Here is a 21,421-nt window from a genome sequence, read left to right as displayed (position 1 = left end):
ATGTAGTCACCATTGGAACTGGAACGACCCATTATCAATGTAGATCCTTGATTTTACTCGCCTTGTGCAGATCCAGTTCTATAAACATTTTATGTTTTCTAATGACATGGTACACGTCAAATGGTAGCGAGTATTTTTCCAACAAGACAGCATATTCCCTCACCGCCGCCCTATCACCTTGAATGCATACTTTCAACATGGAAGCATCATCCGACAAGCGGACAATGGTCTCGGTATCGATCCAAAGGTCCTTATTGCTGTTCCTCCAAGCAACGGGAGGGAGTTGGGAAAATGCGACAGACACCTCGCGGGTCAAGGTTTCGTCAAATCTTTTATGTTTCGTAAATTTGTCCTGAAAATGGGCCTTAAGGTCGGCACTGACCGCCCTTTCCATAGCTTTGCAATAGGCACTTTCCGATTCTTTGTTCTTCAGGATTACGCCATGCAATAGGATTGCTAATTTTGCCTCATATTCATTGTCGATGTTTAGATGCATCATCTTCTTGGCTTTGGTAGAACCACAATATAGTTTATTGCAAAAGACCATGTTGCACCTATCGCCTGAAAGTTTGACACAAATGGAGAAAGGGAGGGGGCTGGCCATATTTCAGGAAGATCACCTTTTCAAAACTGTTAAAGTATATTAAATCTACCGTTTATTTAAACTCTCACACTATCAGGTTAATAACTCCTAATAAATTCATTTTTTCGGTATATTAACTTAGTTTATTTTTATAGGTATAATTATACCATCATGCAATTTGGATATGTAAGGGTAAGTACTAAAACCCAAAATCCCAATTTACAAATTGATGCTCTTTTGAAAGAAGGAGTTTCTGAGAAAAACATCTACCGAGATGTTTCTTCTGGGGCCAAGGCAGAACGCCATAACTTGAATTTAATGATATCAAGGCTTCGGGAGGGTGATACTGTTATTGTTTGGAAACTAGACCGTATTGCCAGGAGTATTTCCCATCTCTTGAAACTTGTAGATCAATTTGAAAACCTTGGGGTAAAATTCAAAAGTATTAATGATCCCTTTATTGATACTACTTCTGCACATGGTAAATTTGTCATCACACTCTTTGGAGCCGTTGCCCAATTGGAACGTGATATTATTATTGAACGGACAACTGCTGGTCTCGATAGTGCACGCAGAAGAGGAATACAATTAGGCCGGAAGAAGGGGTTAGGAAAAGAGGCCAAACAGAAAGCAAGGTTAGCTGCTTCATATTACCAAGAAAACAAACATTCGATTGCTGATATAATGAAATTGGTTGGAATAAAATCTAAGCCCACCTTATATAAATATTTGGCTATCCAAGGAAGAAGGAACTGTAAAGAATGTGGGGTGGTTTTTTGGGATGAGAAGCAGGAAATTGAAAATTCATATTGTAAACTACATGTCAATCTAAAGGCTTATTAAAAACTAATTATATGCTCAAAGGAATTAAACTTAAAAAAAACTTGGAAGGGTCTTTTAGTGGCACTAAATATTTTGGAATCATCAATAACATAAAGCAGGTAAATACTTTCGTGGGTGTTAACAATTCCGGTAAAAGTAGATTTTTAAGAACAATTTTTTCTGATGAGAATAATATAAAATTCATTTTTAGCGTTGATGAAAATACTAAGGAAACATTAAAAACGCATTTAACACAGATATTTACGCAACTTGATAGTTTAAATAATTATGGGGTTACATACAAATATCGAAGCATCTTAAACACCTATGCAAGAGATATTTATGAGAATAACGATAATATCATAAACAGTATTCTAAGTTTGTATTGCTTTTTAAGCACAATTAAAGAGCAAGAATTTGATTTGACAAACGATTCAATGACATACAAAATTACTAGTGTGATTTCTCAAGTTCATACGCTTACAACTTCATTTGGAACAACTGTTGATAGTTTGGGAATTGAAAATAGTAAGGTGGATAAAATATATATTCCAATCTTAAGAGGTCTACGACCAATAGCTCAAGAAACAGAAAGTTTTTCGAATACAGATATTTATTTAAATAGAACTAAGCATGATTATTTTAAGAACTCGATTACGAAGGGTCTGATTTTTACCGGTTTATCCATTTATGAATGGATAAAGAAACTTCTATTGGGAGATGAATCTGAAAGGAAGGAAATAATGCTATTTGAAAGTTTTTTAGAAGATAATGTTTTTAAAAAGAAAATAAACTTAATACCCAAATACGACGATGATGTTCTACACATCAAAATTGGAGATGATTTGCAGTTCCCTATTTACAAACTTGGTGATGGTCTCCAGACTCTAATCGTTATTCTATTTCCAATATTCATAAACCGAGAAAGACCTCATTTAGTATTTATTGAAGAGCCTGAAACACACCTTCATCCGAAGTGGCAAAGACTTTTATACAGATCAATATGTCTATTTGAAAAACACCATTATTTCTTATCTACACATTCCTCAGTTTTCATCAACTCCCCTGAAAATTCAATATTTATCATTTCCAAGAAAAAAGGGAAAACCCATATTCTTCATTCTGATATTAAAACAGAAAAAATTTCAATATTGAAAGATCTTGGATATAAACCAAATGATTTATTTCAAACAAACTACCTTTTGTGGGTCGAGGGACAAAGCGATAAGATTTATCTCAACTATTTAATAAAAGTAATCGATGATTCCCTAATAGAAGGAGAGGACTACAGTATAATGTTTTATGGAGGTAGTTCTTACAAACATTTTTTAATGAATAATGGCGATTTAAATTTAGAATTCATCAAATCTCTGAATCAAAATTACGCACTAATTATGGATAGTGACAGAACGAAATCTGGGCAGAGATACAATTTGAAGAAGAAAGAGATAGTCACCTTGTTTAGAAAAAATAAAGCATTTTGTTGGTTAACAAAATTAAGGGAAATTGAAAATTACATTCCATATAATCATTTTGAAGCTGCCGTGAAAGCGGTTCACAAGGTTAAAAATATTGAAATTGAAACCGGTGATTTTGGTGATCGATGTAAATATGTCAATTTAGACGCAAAACCAACTTTTAGACCAAGCATAAAACTAAGTAATAGCTTATTCAGTAAGATTCAAAAAAACAGAGATGGCTCCCTTACTGGCATAAAAGCTAAGGAACTAAGACAGGAAATAAAACTTAGTTTAGAGAAAACAAGGAAAAACTATAACCAAATTGATAAAATAAGGGTAGCCGAAAAAATTGTTCAAAATGGGTTTGTGATAGAAAGTGATGAGCTACAAAAAGTAATAAGTACTATAGTGAAAGATATTAATAAAGCTAATGAATAAAATTGTCTTTAAAGCTTTAATACGCCATGAATTAATAGGCTATTTCGAGAATAATGGTTAATTATTAGAGGGTTGTGTAAATTAAACTCTGTCCAATTTATTTTTTCTTCGTTTCAAAATTGGTCAAATCCTGTATTTGATCGATTTTGGAATGAGACCTAGCATCAGCGACCCCTAGTGATTGGTTCCGGTTGATGTCGAGATCAATCCTGTTCCCAAATCTAATATAAAGTTGTTGGATTGTCAAACTCCAATTGTGGAGTGGGCTTGTCCATTTTTTCTAGATGTTCATTGTAGCTAGGTATACAAGCTTTAGCAGAGCCATGTCGCTGGTAAACGCGCCCTTGGTCTTGGTGACCTTACGCACCTGGCTATGGTAACCCAACTGCATTTGTTGTATAAATGATCTTTCGTATGGACTCGGTGTACTAAAAATACTGTGAGAGGTGTTCCCAGTCGTTTTGCCAGCTCTGGATCACTACCGGATACCTGTCTCCCCATTTGTCCTCAAGTTCCAATAGGGCGTCCTCAGCCAACTCCTTGCAAGTGGCTCTGTACACTTTCTTAAGGTCTCTCATAAATTCCTTCTGATCCTTAGATGCCACATACTTTAGCGAGTTGCGAATCTGGTGGACGATGCACAACTGGACCTCGGCCTTTGGAAAGAAACTCAGTATCGCACTGGTAAACCCCTTGAGGTTGTCGGTGCAGGCAATCGGGATGCCCTTTAGTCACCTGTTGTTGAGATCGGTGAGGACCTGTAGCCAGAAGTTGGCCTCTTCGCTTTCGGACAGATAGATTCCGAGAATCTCTTTTCTGCCCTCTGTATTAATACCCAATATATTGTAGAGTGCCTTATGGACAATTTTTCCATCTACCTTTACTTAATAATTCATTGCATCCAACCAAACGATGCAGTAAAGAGACTCCAATGGTCGATTTTGCCAAGCCTTCACATCTGGTATTATGCGATCGGTGATCGGGCTCAGGACCGTGTAGGAGATCTCGGTATCATACCTTTCCTTTATGTGCGACGAGATGTCACGATAGCTCACACCAAGTCCGTAAAGACCTATAATCTTATCCGATAGGTTTTCGGCTAGGATACTCTGGCGCTTTTTGACTAGCTCGGGCTCAAAGCTGCTGTGGCGATCCTGGGGAGTCTCTATATCGAAGGTGCCAAAACCGCTCTTGACGGTTTTCTTGCCCTTGTCATTGTGCTTATTCCCCTTGGATCGCTCTTGCTCGTCCAGATGACCTTCCATCTCTGATTCAAGGGCTTTCTCTATAAAATTCTTCAGCATAGGAACGAATGCACCGTCCCTGCCGAAAAGGCTCTTGCCGGACATAAATTATTCCAGTGCCTTTTTCTCTAACTCTTGTAGTTCTTGTGTAGTCATAATATCTGATTAAAGTAAATAAAATTTTTAATCAGACAGAGTTCAGTTTACACTTGGAGCTAATATTATAATTATAAAAAGCAACACCACTACAAATAAAGAGCCTACTGGTATAAAAGAAAAAGCTAGTTCTTGTACTGTAAGGTAATATAAAATGTCTACTCCGAACTTATCGAAATACAGGCTTTTATTAAAGTAACCAAGGCAAACTAAAAAAATATTAACTAAAGGTATTAATTCTTATAGAAGGTTTAAAGTAGAGTTTTTCTTTTCAGACATTTATTTATTGGATATTATCTTTTTTTATCCAAAACCGAAAGACTTGGTGGACTTGACAAACACGCCTAAGGCTTTAAATTTAATGCTTTATCCCCAACTTGTTATAACAAATATTATGTACCATATTTTTGGATATAAATATTCTCCAGCGTCATTAAAAGTCTGTGTTTCGATTTTAGTCTCATATTTATAATTTCTCTTAAAACTGAATTATCGAAAAGCCAAACGAATATTACGATTCCAACCATTCCAATTGCAATATTCTTATAGTGTTTTTCAAATTCTTCGAAATTTTCATAAAAACCAGATTGACCACTTATAAGCCCTCCAAAATAGACACTAATCAATATGATAATCGTATTCCACAAGAATCCTAACTTATATTTATTTTCCGAATGGAATTTGACCGATTCTATCAAAAAGATAAGGTTTTCTTTTTTGAACAAATCCTTATTATTTAAGTATTTTTTTAGTTCTTTTTTTCTTATTTTAAGTATCGTTACATCTGTCCAGTTTTCATCATCATCCAAGGCATAGGAATAATATCTTTTGATGACCTTTTGAGTATTTAAATTATATACGATAGAATAAATTATCCCTAATAGAAATATCGGAATAATAAGCAATAAAGGCAGTATTTTTGGTGACGGAAAACTGTTATAAACAAAAACGCTAAAAAGCGATAAAATTCCAGCAAGTATTATGTAGATGAGAACCTTTACTCTCCAGTTAAACTTGTTAAATATTAAATATCTAGTAGATAAATATTTATTTAAAAGTAAAATTTGCTCGATGTTTTTCACTTAATAATATATTTTCTATATGACACAATACAAGTGTATTTAATACCTCTTGACTATGCTTATACCATAAGTATAGTAAGATAGCACTAATTTAAATATGACTCAATTAATTACTATGCCCAATGCTCAATTGATATAACAACCTGATAATACTGTAGTTGTTCAATTTACCACTAAACAGCTACAACTGATTGTGTAATATCATCGAATTGAATATTTGGTTAGTGCCTAACCTTATTGCTTCTTATTTTCACCATCGGGACTCTGATTCGTTGTAATAGCATTAAAGCTTACATTTAATCCTAATCCTATCCATAAATCTCTATTATAAATCCATTGAACATCTCTATCATTTGCACCTAAAGTATCACTTCCTATAAATAATCCAAGGTTAGCAAATTTAGAAGGTTTTACTACTATCCCACTGGATATCGTAAATGCCGATGCAGTTCTTTGGCCAGAAATATTGCTATTATCAGAGTTTAAATTAACCCCTGTTAAACCAATTCCTAAAGAGATATCAATCCAAGAATACTCCTTAGTTCGTGTTCCAAACCCAGCCACTAGATTTGCCTGTAACGATAAACTTGATTCAAAATCAAAATCCCCCCACTTCCTCTTAATCTAAATGGAATAGTATAAACACCAACACTTGTCCCTTTATATCTTTGGTAAAGAGGTTGTGTTATTTTTTTGAATGTTTCTGATGGAAGCTCAAAAACCTTCTCGTTATAAACATCTGCTTTTTCATTAGGTGAAACCCTTTTTTTACCAAAAAGATGATTTTTAGTTATTTTAGTCGGATAATATTCCCAGTATTTTATATAAACTGTTTTTAAATCGACAGACATTCCTACAACGGTTATTTTACTACCTTGAAAAATTTCTGTTGAATCCTTAGTACCCTTTACTTTCATTTCTGAGAAATCTTCAATAATGTTTGTAGTAAATTGATAACTACCTTTTTCAATTTCAGTTTGAGCGTTAAGGTTAATCACAATTAATGATAAAATAAATAATAGTACATTTTTCATATGGTTGGTTTTAATGGTTGCAAACGAGTTGTCAAAGTACCTTTTAACAACATCTTTTTTTATCTTAATCAAGATAGTACTTAAATAAGTAATTAACAATCATCTGGTAACCTTGAAGTTATTACAATAATACTATCCCCCTACAACGCATAAAACCTCATCTGTTGTGGTATGGTGAGGATTCAATGAAATTTAAATTCAAAATTTCTAAAAAACAATCCTTTTTAATAATTTGTAACTGACTTCAAAAAGGCACCTTTTCCCTAGGCCTTCTTTCGGTAACCTTCCACTGCTCATCTTCCTTTACTAACTTAAATACGCCCGGCTTTTGTTCATAAGCAGTGGAATACTTAACCCAAGCTACACTCCCATCAACTAATTCATCAATTACCTTAAAATCGGAAGCTGAATTTTCATCCTCAACAAACATTCCTTGCAGGCTAATAAAGTTGGTATAACTTTCAGGGGTGGTATGTTTTTCTAAGGTTGTTTTATCGCCATTGTAAAAACTTTCTATAACGATTTTTGCTGTTTCGGTATGGGACAAGTCCTGCTTAGTAGTACAGCTAATCAACAAGAGTGCCATCAAAGGTATAATCAATGCTTTCATACTAGTTCAATTTGGATTATTAATAAATCGGTGTGATACCTTCAATTCTATATCTCGTTGCCCGTTCTTTTCATTTAGGTTAAAGGTCATCCTGCGATCATTGCTCAAAGAAAATTTAGGAACAACATAAACCAACCTTACCATCCCTCCTTTTACAACTCTATTTGGTAGATTATATTTAAAAACGGGCTCTTTAATTAATTTTTGCAATGATTTTCTTTTCCCCTTTTGCCTCGTTTCAAGTGATAGATCCAAAAAATTCAAATCATAATCTAAAGAAGAGTTGTTCACTAACTTGATTACGAAATAAAGTTCTTTCTTGTTAAAGACAATATTATCTAAACTTAAAACAATGCCTTGGTTCCGCTTTTTAATCCTTCCTATTTTCTTCTTTTCCTGTAAAAGGTATTTACAAAATCTTTTGTAGTAGGGAACCTCACTGTCAATCGTATCCAAAAATTGAGCCCTGTTTGAAACTACAGTGCCAATTTCATTTTCCTTACCAATGCTATTAGAGTCAGTTATGAAATAATTAAGTTTGGTAAGCTCCTTATTATACTTTACAATATACGAAAAAATTGAACCGTTTGAACTGACTACGAGCAAGTTGCTCTCTTCCCCCGGGGTTGCCTGTAGCAAACCATAATATTGTTCCCGTTCCCTATTATAGGTAAAAATGTAGTTATTAGAACCAGTAATTCCTTGTCGAATTGCCTCAGGGAAGAATAGAGCCACATTTTTTTTATCGTTAGCATATATAGTGTCAAGTGCTATTTGCGGTTGTTCTGGCGTCTGTGCTGTACAAATTCGTAAGGCAGAAAGAAATAGACAACCAAAAATTATAGCATAGTTTTTCATGAGATTAGATTTTAAATGCCCCTCCAATATTAGGGTTTGGGCTTTAGAATTAGTTTATAATTATTCAGCACAGTAACCTTTATGTTTTTGTTCTTACGCCGAAGCACCTTGGTCACACCACTCAATTGAGGCACGCTAGGGATATTAATGTCTTCTATAATATCGTCTAGTACCTCATTGGTTACTTCTTCCCTAAAACCGTTTTCTACATAAATCCCCTCGCTCCCATCCTGAAGATCATAAGCCTTTAAGTTAGTGAGCTGATGACCGATATTTTCGATTTCGATCAAGGCACGGTTCGGCCGAATTTTTATAAAACCGAAAACCGGGGTATGCTTAGGGATTTCTGTACCATTTATGATCGTTGTTTGGGCCAATCGCATCCGTAAACGGGAATTTACATGAACCACTTGATCCCCATCTACAACCGCATAAATTATTGTCTCCGGTGTGCCAGGGACTGAAGAATCATTTTCTAGAGGATCCGAAGCAAAGAAGAGCTGGTGTTCCAATCCCATCTCTTTGGCTTTTAGTTTTTGATCATTTATATATTCTGTTGAATCCTTTTCAATAGGTTCGTTAGTTGTAACTTTATTACGCCCACCACGTGGAGTGGTCTTTTCTGAATATCTAATCCTTCCTGCTTTATAGATACTGTCCACAATCCGTTCCTTTTCCTTTTCTGGTAAATGGGGATCATAGTTGCCAAGGGAATCAATTAGTTTTTCATCATATATGCTGGGAGCGTTGGTTTCACGAACTTCTTTTAGATCGTTTATTGCATCCAATTTTGAATCGTACTCTTTTTGTTCTCCTGCCAGTTGAGGAACCATTGTCTGTTTTAGGTTCATATTATCCTCCTCTCCTTCGCCCATAATCAGTAGGGAATAGGAAATTAAGAATGCCAATATCATCGTGAGAACCGAGGCAAATACAATTTTGTTTTTTTCTATTTTCATTTCTAGTGGTTTTGATATGTGTCACTATGGGCTCTCGCTTAACTTCCTTAAACTATTTTCAAAAAAGTTAGTGATTAACAAACCATGGGGGTTGTTCGGAAAGTTCCTGTCCACGTTGATCAGGTTTCCAGTAGAAACCAACTCATAAGTATCGACGATCGTGCCCCTATTGATCTCGAAAATTGTGGTGGTCCTAAAACTATAAACACCATTCTCTTCCTGAATTTGAGAATCGATGCTCAACACCTTCTGTACAAGAGAATATTGTAATAGACGGTTGTAAACGCCATCGGCCTTCTTCTGGCGATACAGATTATCCACCGAGCTATCCCCTACCCATAATGCTTTCTCTAAATTGCTCTTATAATTACTTGCATCAATATTGTAGAAATAGGTGTGGAACAATTCCAAGTGTGCGAGAACTTCAACTTTAAAATTCTCTTTTTGAACCATCAACTTTAAAGGAATAATAGATCCATCCGTATTTATGGCGAATGCACTGTTCATTGATTTATTGTTGATGTGGAATGCCATCCAAACGGAAAATACGCTCGATATTGTAGTGCAAACGACTATAGCGAGCACGATAAATCGATTGATCTTAAGAACGGAGTATATGTCTTTATAAGGCGTTTTCATTAGGTGAATAATCTTAATGTGAACGAAGTAGCACGTTTGTACAGTTTAAACTTGAGAAATACGATAAAACCAATGGACCCCAAATCCACCACTGGGGCAAATAAAGAGTTGCCTAGATTGGTCCCAAAGAGGTTAACCCAAAAAGTGGTATTGATCTCCGTATAGATTGCGTTAATAAATACATTGACCAAAAAGAAAGCTGGGACCAACATGTAGACTGCAGCATATAACTTAAAAAAGTTGTATGCCATGGATCGGAACTTTTCAAACACGGCCAAACTGATGACCAAAGGGAAAAATGCTTGCATTATTCCCAATAGAAAATAACGCTCTGCAAGAAATAGGGGATAGATAAATAAATCTAAAATCCAAAGAAATAGGCTTATGACAAAAGCGAGTATTCTAAAGCTATACATCGGTGTAATCAAAGCTTCATATAATAGAACCATAGCCATCTTTGCTGAATCTAAAAGATTTATGTCCTCTTCAAGGGGGAAATCTTGCATTTGTAAGGGTAATAACGCTGGAGCAGTATTTCGGTATTGACTTTCTACTGCGGTTAAAATCCCATCGAAAAAACCAAGTATCTGAGTAGAAAAAATAACTAAGATTACCACTGCAAAATTCTTGGCCAGTTCTCCTGGGCTCAACCCCCAAGTATAGCCGTACCTGTCCGCGATACCTTCATTATATTTTTTAAGGATATTTATTAAAAAGAATAACACGGCAAGTACTTTTATCCCTGCAATTGTATACTGCGAAAAATCACTGTTCTGTATGGTTTGGAAGACGGCGTCTATGTACTCCAACCCTATCCCTAAAATAATATTTGAGTTCATAGCCTAATAATTGGTTCTCCTGTTATTTACTTTATCCTGCATAGTCCTAAATGATATGATGTCATTATAGCGTTTGGTTTTGTAGTGAATGTCTGTTACCATTACTTTAGACTGCACTTCCATTTCTTTGAGAATTTCAGTTCGTTCGGAATCGCTCATTTTTAAATAATCATTTGATAGGATTTGCTCTATGAAATCCATGGTCACCAAGGAGTTTTTGACAATACTGTTAAAAGACTCCGTTACCCTTGATACTTCACCTGGTTTGATATAGGGGGAATTTAGAATGTCCCTTAGGTCGTTTTGCATCACATTTATAAGACGTTGGTTATTCCTACCGATTTCCCGAACCGCTTTCAATTGCCGAACTACACTATTTACCTTCTCCAAATTCTCTTTTTGTTCCTTTAAAAAATTGACGGTCTTAAGAAGGTTGGCCGTCTGCTTACCAGATTCCAATAGCTGTTTTACCAAACTGATGAAATTAGTGTTGTCATAAACGGGCAAGCCCTGGGCAGTTGTATTAAAGCCAAATAGTATTAATGCCAATGTGAATAGTACCAGAGTTTTTCTCATTATCTTAGGTTTTAGAAGTGTATTCAATAATTGCTTTTTCCATATCTTGATGCTGCTCGTATAACTGCATTATTTCATCATTCTCCAACCCATCAGTGAGATAGGCGGCATATACTTCTTTAGGAACCTCGAGGCGAAATATGTTACTCTCCTTCCCTATCTTGATAAACATTTCTGTGTATTTGCGAGGTCCCGTAAAATTGTTCTTTATTGACTTTAACTGGTTCAGGTCGTGGTCGGTTAGATTAAGCCGTTTAACCAAGTCATCATACCCTTTCTCATTATTTAGACTATAAATGACTTGGGTGTTTTCCAATAGACTAGCAGAGATTGAGTTGTTCGGAAGCTGATTGATAGTCTGCAGAATTATACCGATAGCACCATTCTGCTTTCGTATTGCCTGATAATAGAACTCTACACTTTCCAGTACGTTGTCGAACTTCAATTGTTTAGCAAACTCATCAAAAAGAATAATCCCTTTTTCGGAACGATTTTTCCAAATCGTACGCTGTATGGCCGTCTTAATCAGCTTTAACATTACGGATAGGATCTCCTTATTGTCCCTCACCTCGTCCAGTTCAAACACGATTAAACGCTTATCTTCTATTTTGTAGGATTGGTCCTCGCTCATTTCAAAAAGGAAGCTATAGAGCCCATTACCCACATATTCGGACATGATGTGAAGGAAATTATTAACGTTAAAATAATCTGGATGGATATTTAACTTACCCAAGAGTTCGTGCTTGTTATCCTCGATAAAACAATAGAAACTATCTAAAGAGTGACCCTCAGAAAGAGTATTATAATAATATATCAATATCTTTTTGACCGAAACCGATTGTGCCTTCGTAACCTTCCTGTCAGCCCCGAAGAGTTCAAAAAGAAACACCGACAAATCCTCCAAATGTTCTGGCAAAAGGTCCTTTTTATCGCTAATGTAAAAGGGGTTAATACCTAAACTCTTCCCGCTCTCATATCGCAGGATTGTATACTTACCAGGATACAACTTGGCAAATTTTGTGTAAGAACCACCTAAATCAATGATGACCAAACGGACCCCACTTTCAAAATATTGACGCAGGATATTATTTGCCAAGAACGATTTCCCCTCACCTGTAGGAGCAAATATGGCAAAGTTTCGTGCCTTGATACGCACTTTATGGTCATCCCAGACATCTTTAATTACCGGAATATTATAAGATCGGTCGTTAAAGATAATTCCTGTTTCATCAGATTTATAATTAGTGCTATTTAAAAACAGACAGAGCGCATGTTTCAAATCTGTTACATATAGATCGGAATTGGAAAAATTGGACGAAAAGCAACAGTAGCTGTTCAGTATGTAATTTTTGCGTTCCTCCCCCCTTGGATAATAAGGAAAGATATCCAGTTCCTTAAACGCTGTTTTTACCTTGGAAGTTATTTTTCTCAATTCCCTAGCCTCCTTGGCCCAAAAGATAATGTTCAAATGGCCACGGATTACCCGTGAACTATCATCTGAATTAATCTGTTCCAAAATATGCTGGATTTTCCCAAGAACAACCTTGTTCTGGGAACCAAAATTGGAGCTTTTGTTCAACTCCTCAATTTTGTAATCCAGCAACTTTCGCCATTTCTGCTTATCGTCCAGGTAGAGAATCTGGTTCACGATATGATTTTCATTCAGGGTCAAACCAAGACCATCGATAAAACCTTGGTGGAATACAAATTCATTGGAAGTGTACTGCTCATTGTTCTTACTGCTCTGCACATTTTCATTGAAGCAGAGCTCGTTATTTACGGCCAATACATCAAAGTAGTTTTCACCAATATTAATATGTGATTTATCCAGGATTATATCAGTATCAAATCCTTCACTGAAACCATTAAAATAATCGGTGGTTAAGTCTTGTATCTCATTAGGTTTAAGTGAAATGAATTCCATTTTTCGACTATTATTGATATAAGAAATTGAATCTCTAACCGCAGCAATAAAACCACTTGCTTGATCATCCAACTGTTGTACCAAGTCCTTGGAAATTTTTCGGAAAGGATTTACATACTTTGGATTGTTTAAAGCTCTATTCTTAGTTAGCGTAAAAAATAAAAGACAACGATGCTCAATATATTCACGCCCCTTAAAATAATCATGGGTTACTTTTTCTAGGAAGGTACTTTTAGGCAGTTTATTAGAAGAATATAGTTTTTTAAGATAAATATCCTGTTTGTGTATAACACATCCTGTAGGAAGAGATTTTAGTGCTTGGAACCATTCTCCATGTATATCCTCATAATCTTTTTCTGAAAGAGAGTGAATCTCTGGCAATAATCCCTCATAGCACAACAACACATTACCATTATTGGCAAAGATGATATTATCCTGAATATCTATAATAGGGCGATATGCTGACAGGTTAATCTTCTTCATAATCAATACCGGAGTTTCTTTTATTACTAATGATATCTGGGAATATTTTTATAATTGGCTGAAACCGAAAATTATTGGCCACACGGATCAAGGTGATGTATAGAAGGATATTAAAAATCACAGCACCTACAATCAACCCTAAACTGAAAGAAAAAATAATGACCATTAGCGATACCACTATAGAAACTATAATTAAGGCAAATAGTGATATTGGAAGACCAAATATGACTGCCCGTTTTCTTATGTTTCTATACACTTCAAATTTTTTCATACTTCTTTTGATAAAATTCTAACATCCAGATTTTTTAAACTACAATCGTGATCAGGTAAGTAAATATTCCTACAACTGCTCCCGCAATTAGTACAAAGACAAGTACACGAGTAATTCCCTTTTTGAGATCGGAATTCTCCCCAAAGAAATGCCCTGCATTAAATAAAAATCCAACTAGAAAAATTACTCCTAGAATTATTGGGAAGATGGTTCTAATGGTATCCGAAACATCGTTTACAGAATCTTCGATTCCACCGATCTGTCCAAAAGCGGGAGTTATCATGAGCAGTATTACCGTTAACATATAAAGTGATTTTTTCATAACTGGTTGATTTTAGTTATTAATTCCCTAAGTCGCTAGCCATCTACACAGGCTATGTCGACTAAACTTTATGAAATCTATTGCATAATGTGGCTCAATATGAAAAATCCCTAAACTTTAACTCAAAAACCTGTTAAACTTTAAATAATAATCAAGAATAGCAGAAAAACATTGCACATTGTTTAAAAACCAGAATCAATGTTCAGACCTAACCTTACATTCTCATTTTTAATCACAATTCTAATTGTCGGGTATCCTTTCACCTTATATCCTCAAATAGTACAACACCTGAAAAAGGTAATTATCATTGACCCAGGACATGGCGGAATCGATTCTGGAACTACTGGAGTAAATAGGATAGTGGAAAAGGATGTGGTATTTAAAATTGCCAAAAAGATGGTCTACTACAATCGATACTTCCCTAATAATGCTTTTGAAATATATCTCACTAGAAGTACAGACACCTTGATCTCCCTATGCGATAGGGTAAATCTGATAAATAAACTGAATGCAGATCTCTTTATCTCCTTGCATGTTAATCATTCAGCAAACCATAGTGTCAAGGGGATTGAGGTGTATATTACAGAAAGTGATAGTCAACATGCTAACGAAGCTATATTCTTGGCCTACTCCCTTCAAAAAGCCCTGAGTAAAAATATAGGCTATGAAAGTCGCGGTGTTAAGTTTGCCAACTTTCAAGTACTCAGGGGAACAATCGATCAGGTTCCCTCTGTTTTAATTGAACTAGGTTATTTATCCAATCAAGATGAAGCCATGTTTATGGATAAGGAAGAAAATATTCAGGCAATTGCATTGACCATCCTTCAGAGTCTAAAGCATTACAAAATGGTTGAAATTAACCCGCAATAATAATCCAAAGTTTTAATTTGAAATTACATCCCACAGTAAATCAAACAGAAAAAAATGAAAGAAATTTTTACAGCCGTATTTCAGAATATTAGAGAAGTCCTAGTTACTGTAGCTTTAGGATTTCAAGTTGTCATTAAAAGTTTTAAAAAATTTAAATTCTAATGTCTGCCCACAATGCAGGGTGCTCACTAGCCTGCAACGTTTTGTCATAAACCGTGGAATAAACAGACCACATTGGTTTCATGGCGGGCCAAAGGGCTTTACGATTAAGTCCACATACATTAACTTTTTTATAAAGTTCTGGAGATAACAGCAGATAATCTTTCTGCTTTATGTTGACCCCCATTCGATATGCTCCCATACGAAAGTAAGTGGCATCTTTTCCCTGGTCTATATCTACGTTGAACGATGCATGTTTGGTAATATCCTGAAGATCGGTCTCTCGGAGTAGAGGAGAGAGGCAGTCACTATAGGGAACGTTGTTAAGGGTCCCTACGATAGCAATGTTTTGCTTCCCATCCTCTTGTAGGTTGTAATATATTTCTGCGGTTTTTATTGCTTGGGCCTTTCGCACCAAATCGGTGCTATTAATATCTGTTGTACGTTCCTGAAAATATGCTGAGATAATGTGGCATGTAGTCCCGGAAGGGTTCTTGACTTCATATTCCAAAAGATCCTTTTTAAAGAGCGGGTTTCCCAATCGATCACGATCGTGAACATGGCTTCGAATCGCCTTAAGCTCAAATCCCCTTTTGGTCATAATTGCCATTTCCTGTCCACGATAATCATTTCCTTGCACCACGAATATTTGATCAAATGGGCTACAGCCCATTTCCGGCAGAAACTCTTCATTAAACTCTTCCAACGACCCTCTGTCCTCAACTTCCTGCAATAATAAAATATCAGGATCCATATCGGCGATTACCTTCGCTTTATTTACTGTGGTTAGTCTTTGAATGGGAACGGTCTGAAGGGATACCCAGCCATTCCAATCAGTAATTTCATTAGCAGCCAGCTCCTTAGAGTAATTCTTACCCTTTAAAAAAAGAAATCCCGCCCGTCGGCGCATTACAGCATAGGGCTGGTGGAAGGTCTTATCGAACCCTAGCAAAAAGGTCAACTCTTGAATGCGGTCGGAATTCGAGCTGTTCTGAGTATTTTTAATTAAAAGATCATCGAGTTCTTTTACCCAATCGGACATGCATTTCCCGAAGGCTTTTTTAGAATTGCTCCGATCCCTATGAAAAAGGTTTTGAATATTAAAAGTGGCAATTTTCATAATTACTTACGTTTATCGTTTGTTTTCTTATCAAATGCGATCAGGTTAAAAAGGTCGCGCATACGGCTGCGGACACGATTCCCGTAAAGTTCTTCCAATTCCCCTGCATTCAAGTTGGTAGTGGCATAGGTCTTTACCTTGCCCTTAGTTTGTAGGAACAATTCATATCGGGAGAGAAGCACTTCGCCCAATACGTTGCAGTCATGGCCATAATAGCGACCCATTGGTTCTATACCTAGGTCATCAAAACAGTAGGATTTACTGTTCCCAAAGTCCTCAATGGTTTTATAGCCTAAATGATTAAAACTGAAGGTTATATTTCTTGAGGGGATTACCACGTATGGACGTTGCATTGGGACAATATGGCGTATCAGCTTCATCAAACTTGTCTTACCACAGCCCACAGGGCCAGTCAGCATCACTCCCTTTTGAATATCAATATGCTCTTTTTCGCAATACACCCTATCTTTGATAAAGTAATTGCAGAGTTTAAATACGATGTCTCGGTCTTGGTCGTAAATTTTAAACTGATTTCCAAAAAGCAGTTTCCCTTTCGCGTTCAGGTAGATAAGAATCTTATCAAAATCATATAACACCTCATGACCGTCAAATATCCCAAGGGAATATTCAATACCATTCTCAATTATTTTAGAGGGGTTGTCCATAATCCTTATTTTTAGATACTTTTAGGTTGTCTCGTTTTTGGGATGGTCCATTAACCACATTTTCTTTATTTATTTCATCGGCTTTTAACATCCAATTCCTGGCGGTAGAGTGCCAATCCTCTATCATGATTTTTCCTCCCAATTTCCAACTTATTGAAGTGTAATGGTTATAAAACTTTTTCCCTTCTATAACAGGCCATTTTTCTTTTTTAAAAAAAATTAAAACTTCATTTTCACTTTTGGGTAGCTTAAGTTTATTAATGTTTTTATTTTGTTTATTACTGTTTATAAAAGGTACTAATGCTTGTCCCATTACTTGGTCTCCACCTGCACCATTAGTTGACTCAGAACTAGCACCACTAGATATATCAAAATTGAGCATGTGTACCCGACTTCCTTTGTACGGATTATGAGATGGTAAATACCGGATATATTTCCAATGATCCAATTCCTTAAGACAGCGATGATAAGTGTTCTTTGAGCCTACCTTTGCTATGCGCATTACTTCCTCTCGGTTCAAATAGAAAGTATCTGTAAAACGATTAATATTCCACAGTTGGAACAAAGCGATATAAGTACTAATGTGAGTAGGATTCAATCTTTGATCCTTTGTGAACAGGGCTAAAATGGAATTTAAATGTCTAATATAATTCATCTCTTTAATTTTAGTGAGACCAGCAGAATTGCATTAGTCTATGATTACAACACAAAAATGAAAAAGAGTTTTGGAATAAACAGCCAATTGACATTCCCTTGACAAAACTAAAAATTGCATTAAATTAGAAGAATATTGTAGAATAAAAACCTAAATCAAGGTGGAAATTGGCATAATTTGGTTGATTCCTACGTAAAGTATTAAAATGTCAATTGACATTCACTCTACATTTTTTTAATCGTCTAGATCGGCCACCCAATCCTGTAAGGAATCTCTAAGTTTATCCATGAATTTTGTGGGGTTGGAACGGTTTCTGATCCGGATTGCGGTATGATGATAATTTCCCAGATCCATCCCTGTTACCTCTTCCAAAAATTGCATTATAGATTTCAAACTAGCATTTCCATGATTTATAACACCGCTATAGAACAAGGCGAACCCTAATTCGATAAGGGCAGTCTTAGATTTTGTCCAGTTAATTTGAGGAATGGTAAAATCTGGATTGAGACTAGCAGAACCTAATTTCTGTTGTAAAAATTGAAGAAATCCCTGGTAACCAAATATATTAGCTAGAAGCACATCATGGGAGGAACTAAAGTCTGGGTCAAAACTAAATCCATTAGAACTGGGAGAAATACAAAATCCCCTATTTTTTCGTAAAAAATACTGTTGATCTAAACTATCATTTCCAAGTTCGACATATAGCACTATGTCTCTATGATTGAACAGGTAGGTGTTTACTTCTAGAATCTTTTGGGGAATAATCCTCTCGTTAGCATCATAAGCAATTTTCGCATATTCAAGTTCAAAATTCAATTGATGTATATACCGTAAAAGTTGTCCAAAAAGAAATGGTTTTTCTTTTTTAAAAAATTTAATTTCAGATGCTTCATCAGGAAAACCCTTAGATACAACTTTTGAGCGATATTGCTCCAAAATACGTTGACAATAAGAAATGGCATTGTTGTAAGCTACAATGGTATTTAGGAACGATTGCTCTATCTGAATTAATTCTGATTCAATTTTTTCATGTGATAATAACCAATTCATTTTCTTTCTTTCCAATGAACCGCTTTATTCTATTTAAAACCATCCATTTTTGTTGTCATTCTAAATATCAATAGAAAAGGAAAGAATAAAAAATCTGATAGGAAGTCATTTATAAATGAAGGGGGCTATTTATAAATGACGACCATTTGATTGGAAAGAATTGTATATAAATGGAGTTTAATATTAATATATTATAATTCTAGTGCTGCATATTCGTTTTTGCGAAGCTAAAGATACGTGCATAGATTTCAATCTCCGCGTCGTAACCCGCTGAGTTCTCATGTCCAGAATCATAATCTATATCCATTAAAACAGGAGTATTAGCAGTGTTGTTAGCCTGAAGTTTAGCAATATATTTTGCGCTATCCCATAGAGGGATACGATCATCACTGCTGCTAGGCATTAATAAAGTCGCTGGATATTCGGTATCTGATTTAAGATTTAAATAGGGGTCCATCTTTAAAAGTCCAAGAAATTCTAGACTATCTTTTACTGTACCATATTCCATATAGCTAGTACTGCTACTACTAGTCGAGGATTCAAGGCCCAACGGGTGCATTCTAGGCACCTCAGCTATAAAGGAAGAAAATAGTTCTGGACGTTCATTAACAGCCATTCCTCCAGTAATTCCCCCCGCACTATTGGTATATAAGGACAATAATCCTTTTTTAGCATATCCGTTTTCAATAAGGTATTCTGTACAAGAGATGAGATCTTTCCATGAATTACTTTTCATACCCTTCATTCCTTGCAGGTGCCATTCCCTTCCTTTTTCCCCTCCCCCTCGTACATGTGGGAAAGCGAGTATCCCCCCTTGTTCTACCCAATCCAAAAATATAGGAGAAAAAAAGGGATTCATACTTACACCATAAGCGCCGTAAACATTTATAAAAACCTCATTATTGGAGTCCAACTCCAAATCATTTCGATAAATTAAAGAAAGTGGCACTTCTTCTCCATCATGAGAAACAACCATTACTTGCTTATAGACTAAATTTTCATAGTCGGGAATTGATGCTGTTTTATATAAGCCCTCCTTAGCTATATTACCTATAGAGTCAATACAATATCTTACATAATCAGAAGTCCAACCATCCAAACCCAAACCAATATCATTATGCGTTATAGACTCCCCAAAAAAGGAAGCATAACCAGGAACAAATGGAAGAGTAAGCTGACCCTCAATATCATTTTCATCAATTTTAAATAATGATATTTCAACTCCATATTTTTCTTTTACAAAGTATATGTAATCCTTAGTTACCTCAAATTTAGTTATGGGGTTATCCCGACTTCCTTTCGCCAGAATCAATGGATTAGAAAAGTTAGCATCCTCGATATCAACTAGGCAAATTTCATTTCCATCGGGAGTAGCCCTTCTGTAAATAAAGTGCTTACCTCTAATTTCGCCTTGATTATAATATATCTTATCGGTAGTAGTAAAAAAAGGTTTCCAATTGGGAATACCTGAAAGGACATCAATAGTATTAGCTATAAAACTATCATAAAAATCTCCAGATTTTGCAGCATATGCAACAATATAGTTATCTAAACTAGAACCAGTCTTTATTTTTGGATAAGAATCCGAAGGAATCTTATAGGATTCTTCCTTACCAAATATCACTGTTCTTCTATTGGGATTATCCCCTAGAAAATGGATTACAGAATAGGAGTTTTGCTTATAATTAGATTTTGTTAGATCTATGTTAGGAAAATACAGATATATAAACCCTGAACTATCTGGCAACCATTCAATTCCCCCAAAGTCTGGATTAATATTGGAAATTTCTTCTTTTAAAATAGTTTTCTCCTCTAAGTCATAAATAATCACTTTTGTAGTAAAGTCTCCCATAGAATCAAAGCCAATAGCTATCTTCTTTCCGTCATAAGAAGGCTCTAGATAAGAAATGATTGGATTATCAGGGTACCTTTTAGAAGGATCAAAAATTTCCATCTCTTGCTCAGAAAAATTTTTCTTATAAAATAATACATCAACTTCTTTCAGCTCATCATATTTCAAATAGAAATAACTACCTGATTCACTGACTCTCACCATACTAAAATCTCCTACAATTCTGTTTTGCAGGCCGTAAAAACGATCTCTATATTGTTCTAAAAGTCCATTATTCAAAAAGTAAGCTTCCGCCAACGAATCTTGCGCACTAAACCAATCTTGAACTGCTGTATCTTGTAAATTCGATAATTGATGGTAATCATCTAAAACCTTAGTCCCGAAATATTCTATAGTTTTAGGACTAGGTTCTAGTTTTGGATAGGTCCACACCTCTTCTGTCTTATAATGATTACAAGACATAAGAGTAATAAGTGCACCACACACTAAGCTTATGTTTTTTACCATAATTATAATCCGTATTTAATCAAAATTAACTCCAAATGATTGAATTTATAAATCTGATTATTCTCTACGTCTCCGTTTAGGCCTTTTTATCTTATCCCTATCTATGGGTCCATCATCACCTCCACCTTTTATTTTGGTCAGGTCCTTTAAAGCTCTACTTTTAAACTCTTCCATTTTTTTCTTCATGATCGTATCTATTTAAGGTTTGCGATATTCTTAATAGTATAATTTAGCATTAATTAC

The 21,421-nt window shown here is 35.4% G+C and carries 22 protein-coding genes and 1 pseudogene; 3 read left to right on the top strand and 20 right to left on the bottom strand.

The features are described from left to right. Window positions 1-34: 34 nt before the first annotated feature. Window positions 35-547 carry a ferritin family protein gene (locus tag H344_RS0108450; RefSeq protein ID WP_026809927.1) on the bottom strand — a complete coding sequence of 171 codons (513 nt, stop codon included), beginning with the start codon at window positions 545-547 and terminating at the stop codon, window positions 35-37. Between the two features lie 207 nt (window positions 548-754). Here H344_RS0108450 and H344_RS19895 point away from each other — a divergent pair, with 207 nt between their 5' ends. Further along, window positions 755-1,426, top strand: a complete 672-nt coding sequence (locus H344_RS19895) for a recombinase family protein (protein ID WP_084148753.1) — start codon at window positions 755-757, stop codon at window positions 1,424-1,426. A gap of 11 nt (window positions 1,427-1,437) precedes the next feature. Next, window positions 1,438-3,303 (top strand): AAA family ATPase, encoded by a 1,866-nt coding sequence (locus tag H344_RS0108440; RefSeq protein WP_026809926.1) that lies wholly within the window; start codon window positions 1,438-1,440, stop codon window positions 3,301-3,303. Window positions 3,304-3,505: 202 nt separating this feature from the next. On the opposite strand, the pseudogene H344_RS19890 reads toward H344_RS0108440, so the two are convergent. The 13 genes and pseudogenes from H344_RS19890 to H344_RS0108375 all read right to left on the bottom strand — a co-directional run. Next, window positions 3,506-4,652 (bottom strand): annotated as a pseudogene (locus H344_RS19890) (IS256 family transposase); the annotation flags it as partial. Window positions 4,653-5,095: 443 nt separating this feature from the next. After that, a complete protein-coding gene (locus H344_RS0108430) occupies window positions 5,096-5,785 on the bottom strand; it encodes a hypothetical protein (RefSeq protein WP_026809925.1) in 690 nt (229 codons plus the stop codon). Between the two features lie 234 nt (window positions 5,786-6,019). After that, window positions 6,020-6,349 (bottom strand): hypothetical protein, encoded by a 330-nt coding sequence (locus H344_RS0108425; RefSeq protein ID WP_026809924.1) that lies wholly within the window; start codon window positions 6,347-6,349, stop codon window positions 6,020-6,022. Next, window positions 6,349-6,819, bottom strand: coding sequence for a hypothetical protein (locus tag H344_RS0108420; RefSeq protein ID WP_157378190.1), 471 nt, complete (start codon window positions 6,817-6,819; stop codon window positions 6,349-6,351). The genes H344_RS0108425 and H344_RS0108420 overlap by 1 nt, the downstream gene beginning before the upstream one ends. 244 nt (window positions 6,820-7,063) lie before the next feature. Then, the gene (locus tag H344_RS0108415) at window positions 7,064-7,429 is read right to left on the bottom strand and encodes a nuclear transport factor 2 family protein (RefSeq protein ID WP_026809922.1); all 366 of its coding nucleotides are present in this window, start codon (window positions 7,427-7,429) and stop codon (window positions 7,064-7,066) included. A gap of 6 nt (window positions 7,430-7,435) precedes the next feature. Then, the gene (locus H344_RS0108410; protein WP_026809921.1) at window positions 7,436-8,287 is read right to left on the bottom strand and encodes a DUF4138 domain-containing protein; all 852 of its coding nucleotides are present in this window, start codon (window positions 8,285-8,287) and stop codon (window positions 7,436-7,438) included. A gap of 29 nt (window positions 8,288-8,316) precedes the next feature. Further along, window positions 8,317-9,246, bottom strand: coding sequence for a conjugative transposon protein TraM (traM, locus tag H344_RS0108405; protein WP_026809920.1), 930 nt, complete (start codon window positions 9,244-9,246; stop codon window positions 8,317-8,319). A gap of 24 nt (window positions 9,247-9,270) precedes the next feature. After that, on the bottom strand, window positions 9,271-9,885 hold the full coding sequence (locus H344_RS0108400) for a conjugal transfer protein TraK (RefSeq protein ID WP_026809919.1): 615 nt from the start codon (window positions 9,883-9,885) through the stop codon (window positions 9,271-9,273). Next, window positions 9,885-10,724, bottom strand: coding sequence for a hypothetical protein (locus tag H344_RS0108395; protein ID WP_026809918.1), 840 nt, complete (start codon window positions 10,722-10,724; stop codon window positions 9,885-9,887). Before H344_RS0108395 ends, H344_RS0108400 begins: the two co-directional genes overlap by 1 nt. Window positions 10,725-10,727: 3 nt before the next feature. After that, window positions 10,728-11,300 carry a hypothetical protein gene (locus H344_RS0108390; RefSeq protein WP_026809917.1) on the bottom strand — a complete coding sequence of 191 codons (573 nt, stop codon included), beginning with the start codon at window positions 11,298-11,300 and terminating at the stop codon, window positions 10,728-10,730. A gap of 4 nt (window positions 11,301-11,304) precedes the next feature. Beyond that, window positions 11,305-13,707 carry a TraG family conjugative transposon ATPase gene (locus tag H344_RS0108385; protein WP_026809916.1) on the bottom strand — a complete coding sequence of 801 codons (2,403 nt, stop codon included), beginning with the start codon at window positions 13,705-13,707 and terminating at the stop codon, window positions 11,305-11,307. Further along, window positions 13,694-13,978: a hypothetical protein gene (locus H344_RS0108380; RefSeq protein WP_026809915.1), complete on the bottom strand. Its 285-nt coding sequence runs from the start codon at window positions 13,976-13,978 to the stop codon at window positions 13,694-13,696. The genes H344_RS0108385 and H344_RS0108380 overlap by 14 nt, the downstream gene beginning before the upstream one ends. Before the next feature lie 34 nt (window positions 13,979-14,012). Next, window positions 14,013-14,300 carry a hypothetical protein gene (locus tag H344_RS0108375; protein ID WP_026809914.1) on the bottom strand — a complete coding sequence of 96 codons (288 nt, stop codon included), beginning with the start codon at window positions 14,298-14,300 and terminating at the stop codon, window positions 14,013-14,015. Between the two features lie 198 nt (window positions 14,301-14,498). Between H344_RS0108375 and H344_RS0108370 the strand changes: the two genes are divergently transcribed. Continuing rightward, the gene (locus tag H344_RS0108370) at window positions 14,499-15,170 is read left to right on the top strand and encodes an N-acetylmuramoyl-L-alanine amidase family protein (protein WP_034256346.1); all 672 of its coding nucleotides are present in this window, start codon (window positions 14,499-14,501) and stop codon (window positions 15,168-15,170) included. A gap of 151 nt (window positions 15,171-15,321) precedes the next feature. On the opposite strand, the gene H344_RS0108360 is transcribed toward H344_RS0108370, so the two are convergent. The 6 genes from H344_RS0108360 to H344_RS22285 form a co-directional block, all read right to left on the bottom strand. Beyond that, on the bottom strand, window positions 15,322-16,449 hold the full coding sequence (locus tag H344_RS0108360; RefSeq protein WP_026809912.1) for an endonuclease/exonuclease/phosphatase family protein: 1,128 nt from the start codon (window positions 16,447-16,449) through the stop codon (window positions 15,322-15,324). 2 nt (window positions 16,450-16,451) lie between these two features. Continuing rightward, entirely contained in the window at window positions 16,452-17,114 is a 663-nt protein-coding gene (locus H344_RS0108355; protein WP_026809911.1) for an ATP-binding protein, read from the bottom strand. Then, complete coding sequence (locus tag H344_RS0108350; protein ID WP_026809910.1) at window positions 17,098-17,769, bottom strand: hypothetical protein; 672 nt, start codon at window positions 17,767-17,769, stop codon at window positions 17,098-17,100. Before H344_RS0108350 ends, H344_RS0108355 begins: the two co-directional genes overlap by 17 nt. A 234-nt stretch (window positions 17,770-18,003) precedes the next feature. Further along, window positions 18,004-18,834, bottom strand: a complete 831-nt coding sequence (locus tag H344_RS0108345) for an RteC domain-containing protein (RefSeq protein WP_157378188.1) — start codon at window positions 18,832-18,834, stop codon at window positions 18,004-18,006. A 184-nt stretch (window positions 18,835-19,018) separates the two neighbouring features. After that, window positions 19,019-21,178 (bottom strand): prolyl oligopeptidase family serine peptidase, encoded by a 2,160-nt coding sequence (locus H344_RS0108340; RefSeq protein WP_026809908.1) that lies wholly within the window; start codon window positions 21,176-21,178, stop codon window positions 19,019-19,021. A gap of 57 nt (window positions 21,179-21,235) precedes the next feature. After that, complete coding sequence (locus H344_RS22285) at window positions 21,236-21,364, bottom strand: hypothetical protein (protein WP_262482277.1); 129 nt, start codon at window positions 21,362-21,364, stop codon at window positions 21,236-21,238. Window positions 21,365-21,421: the final 57 nt, after the last annotated feature.

The organism is Arenibacter latericius DSM 15913 (genome assembly GCF_000424985.1).
Classification (GTDB): domain Bacteria; phylum Bacteroidota; class Bacteroidia; order Flavobacteriales; family Flavobacteriaceae; genus Arenibacter; species Arenibacter latericius.
The sequence above is the reverse complement of the archived record's forward strand: the minus strand, read 5'-3'. Positions and strand labels throughout refer to the sequence as shown.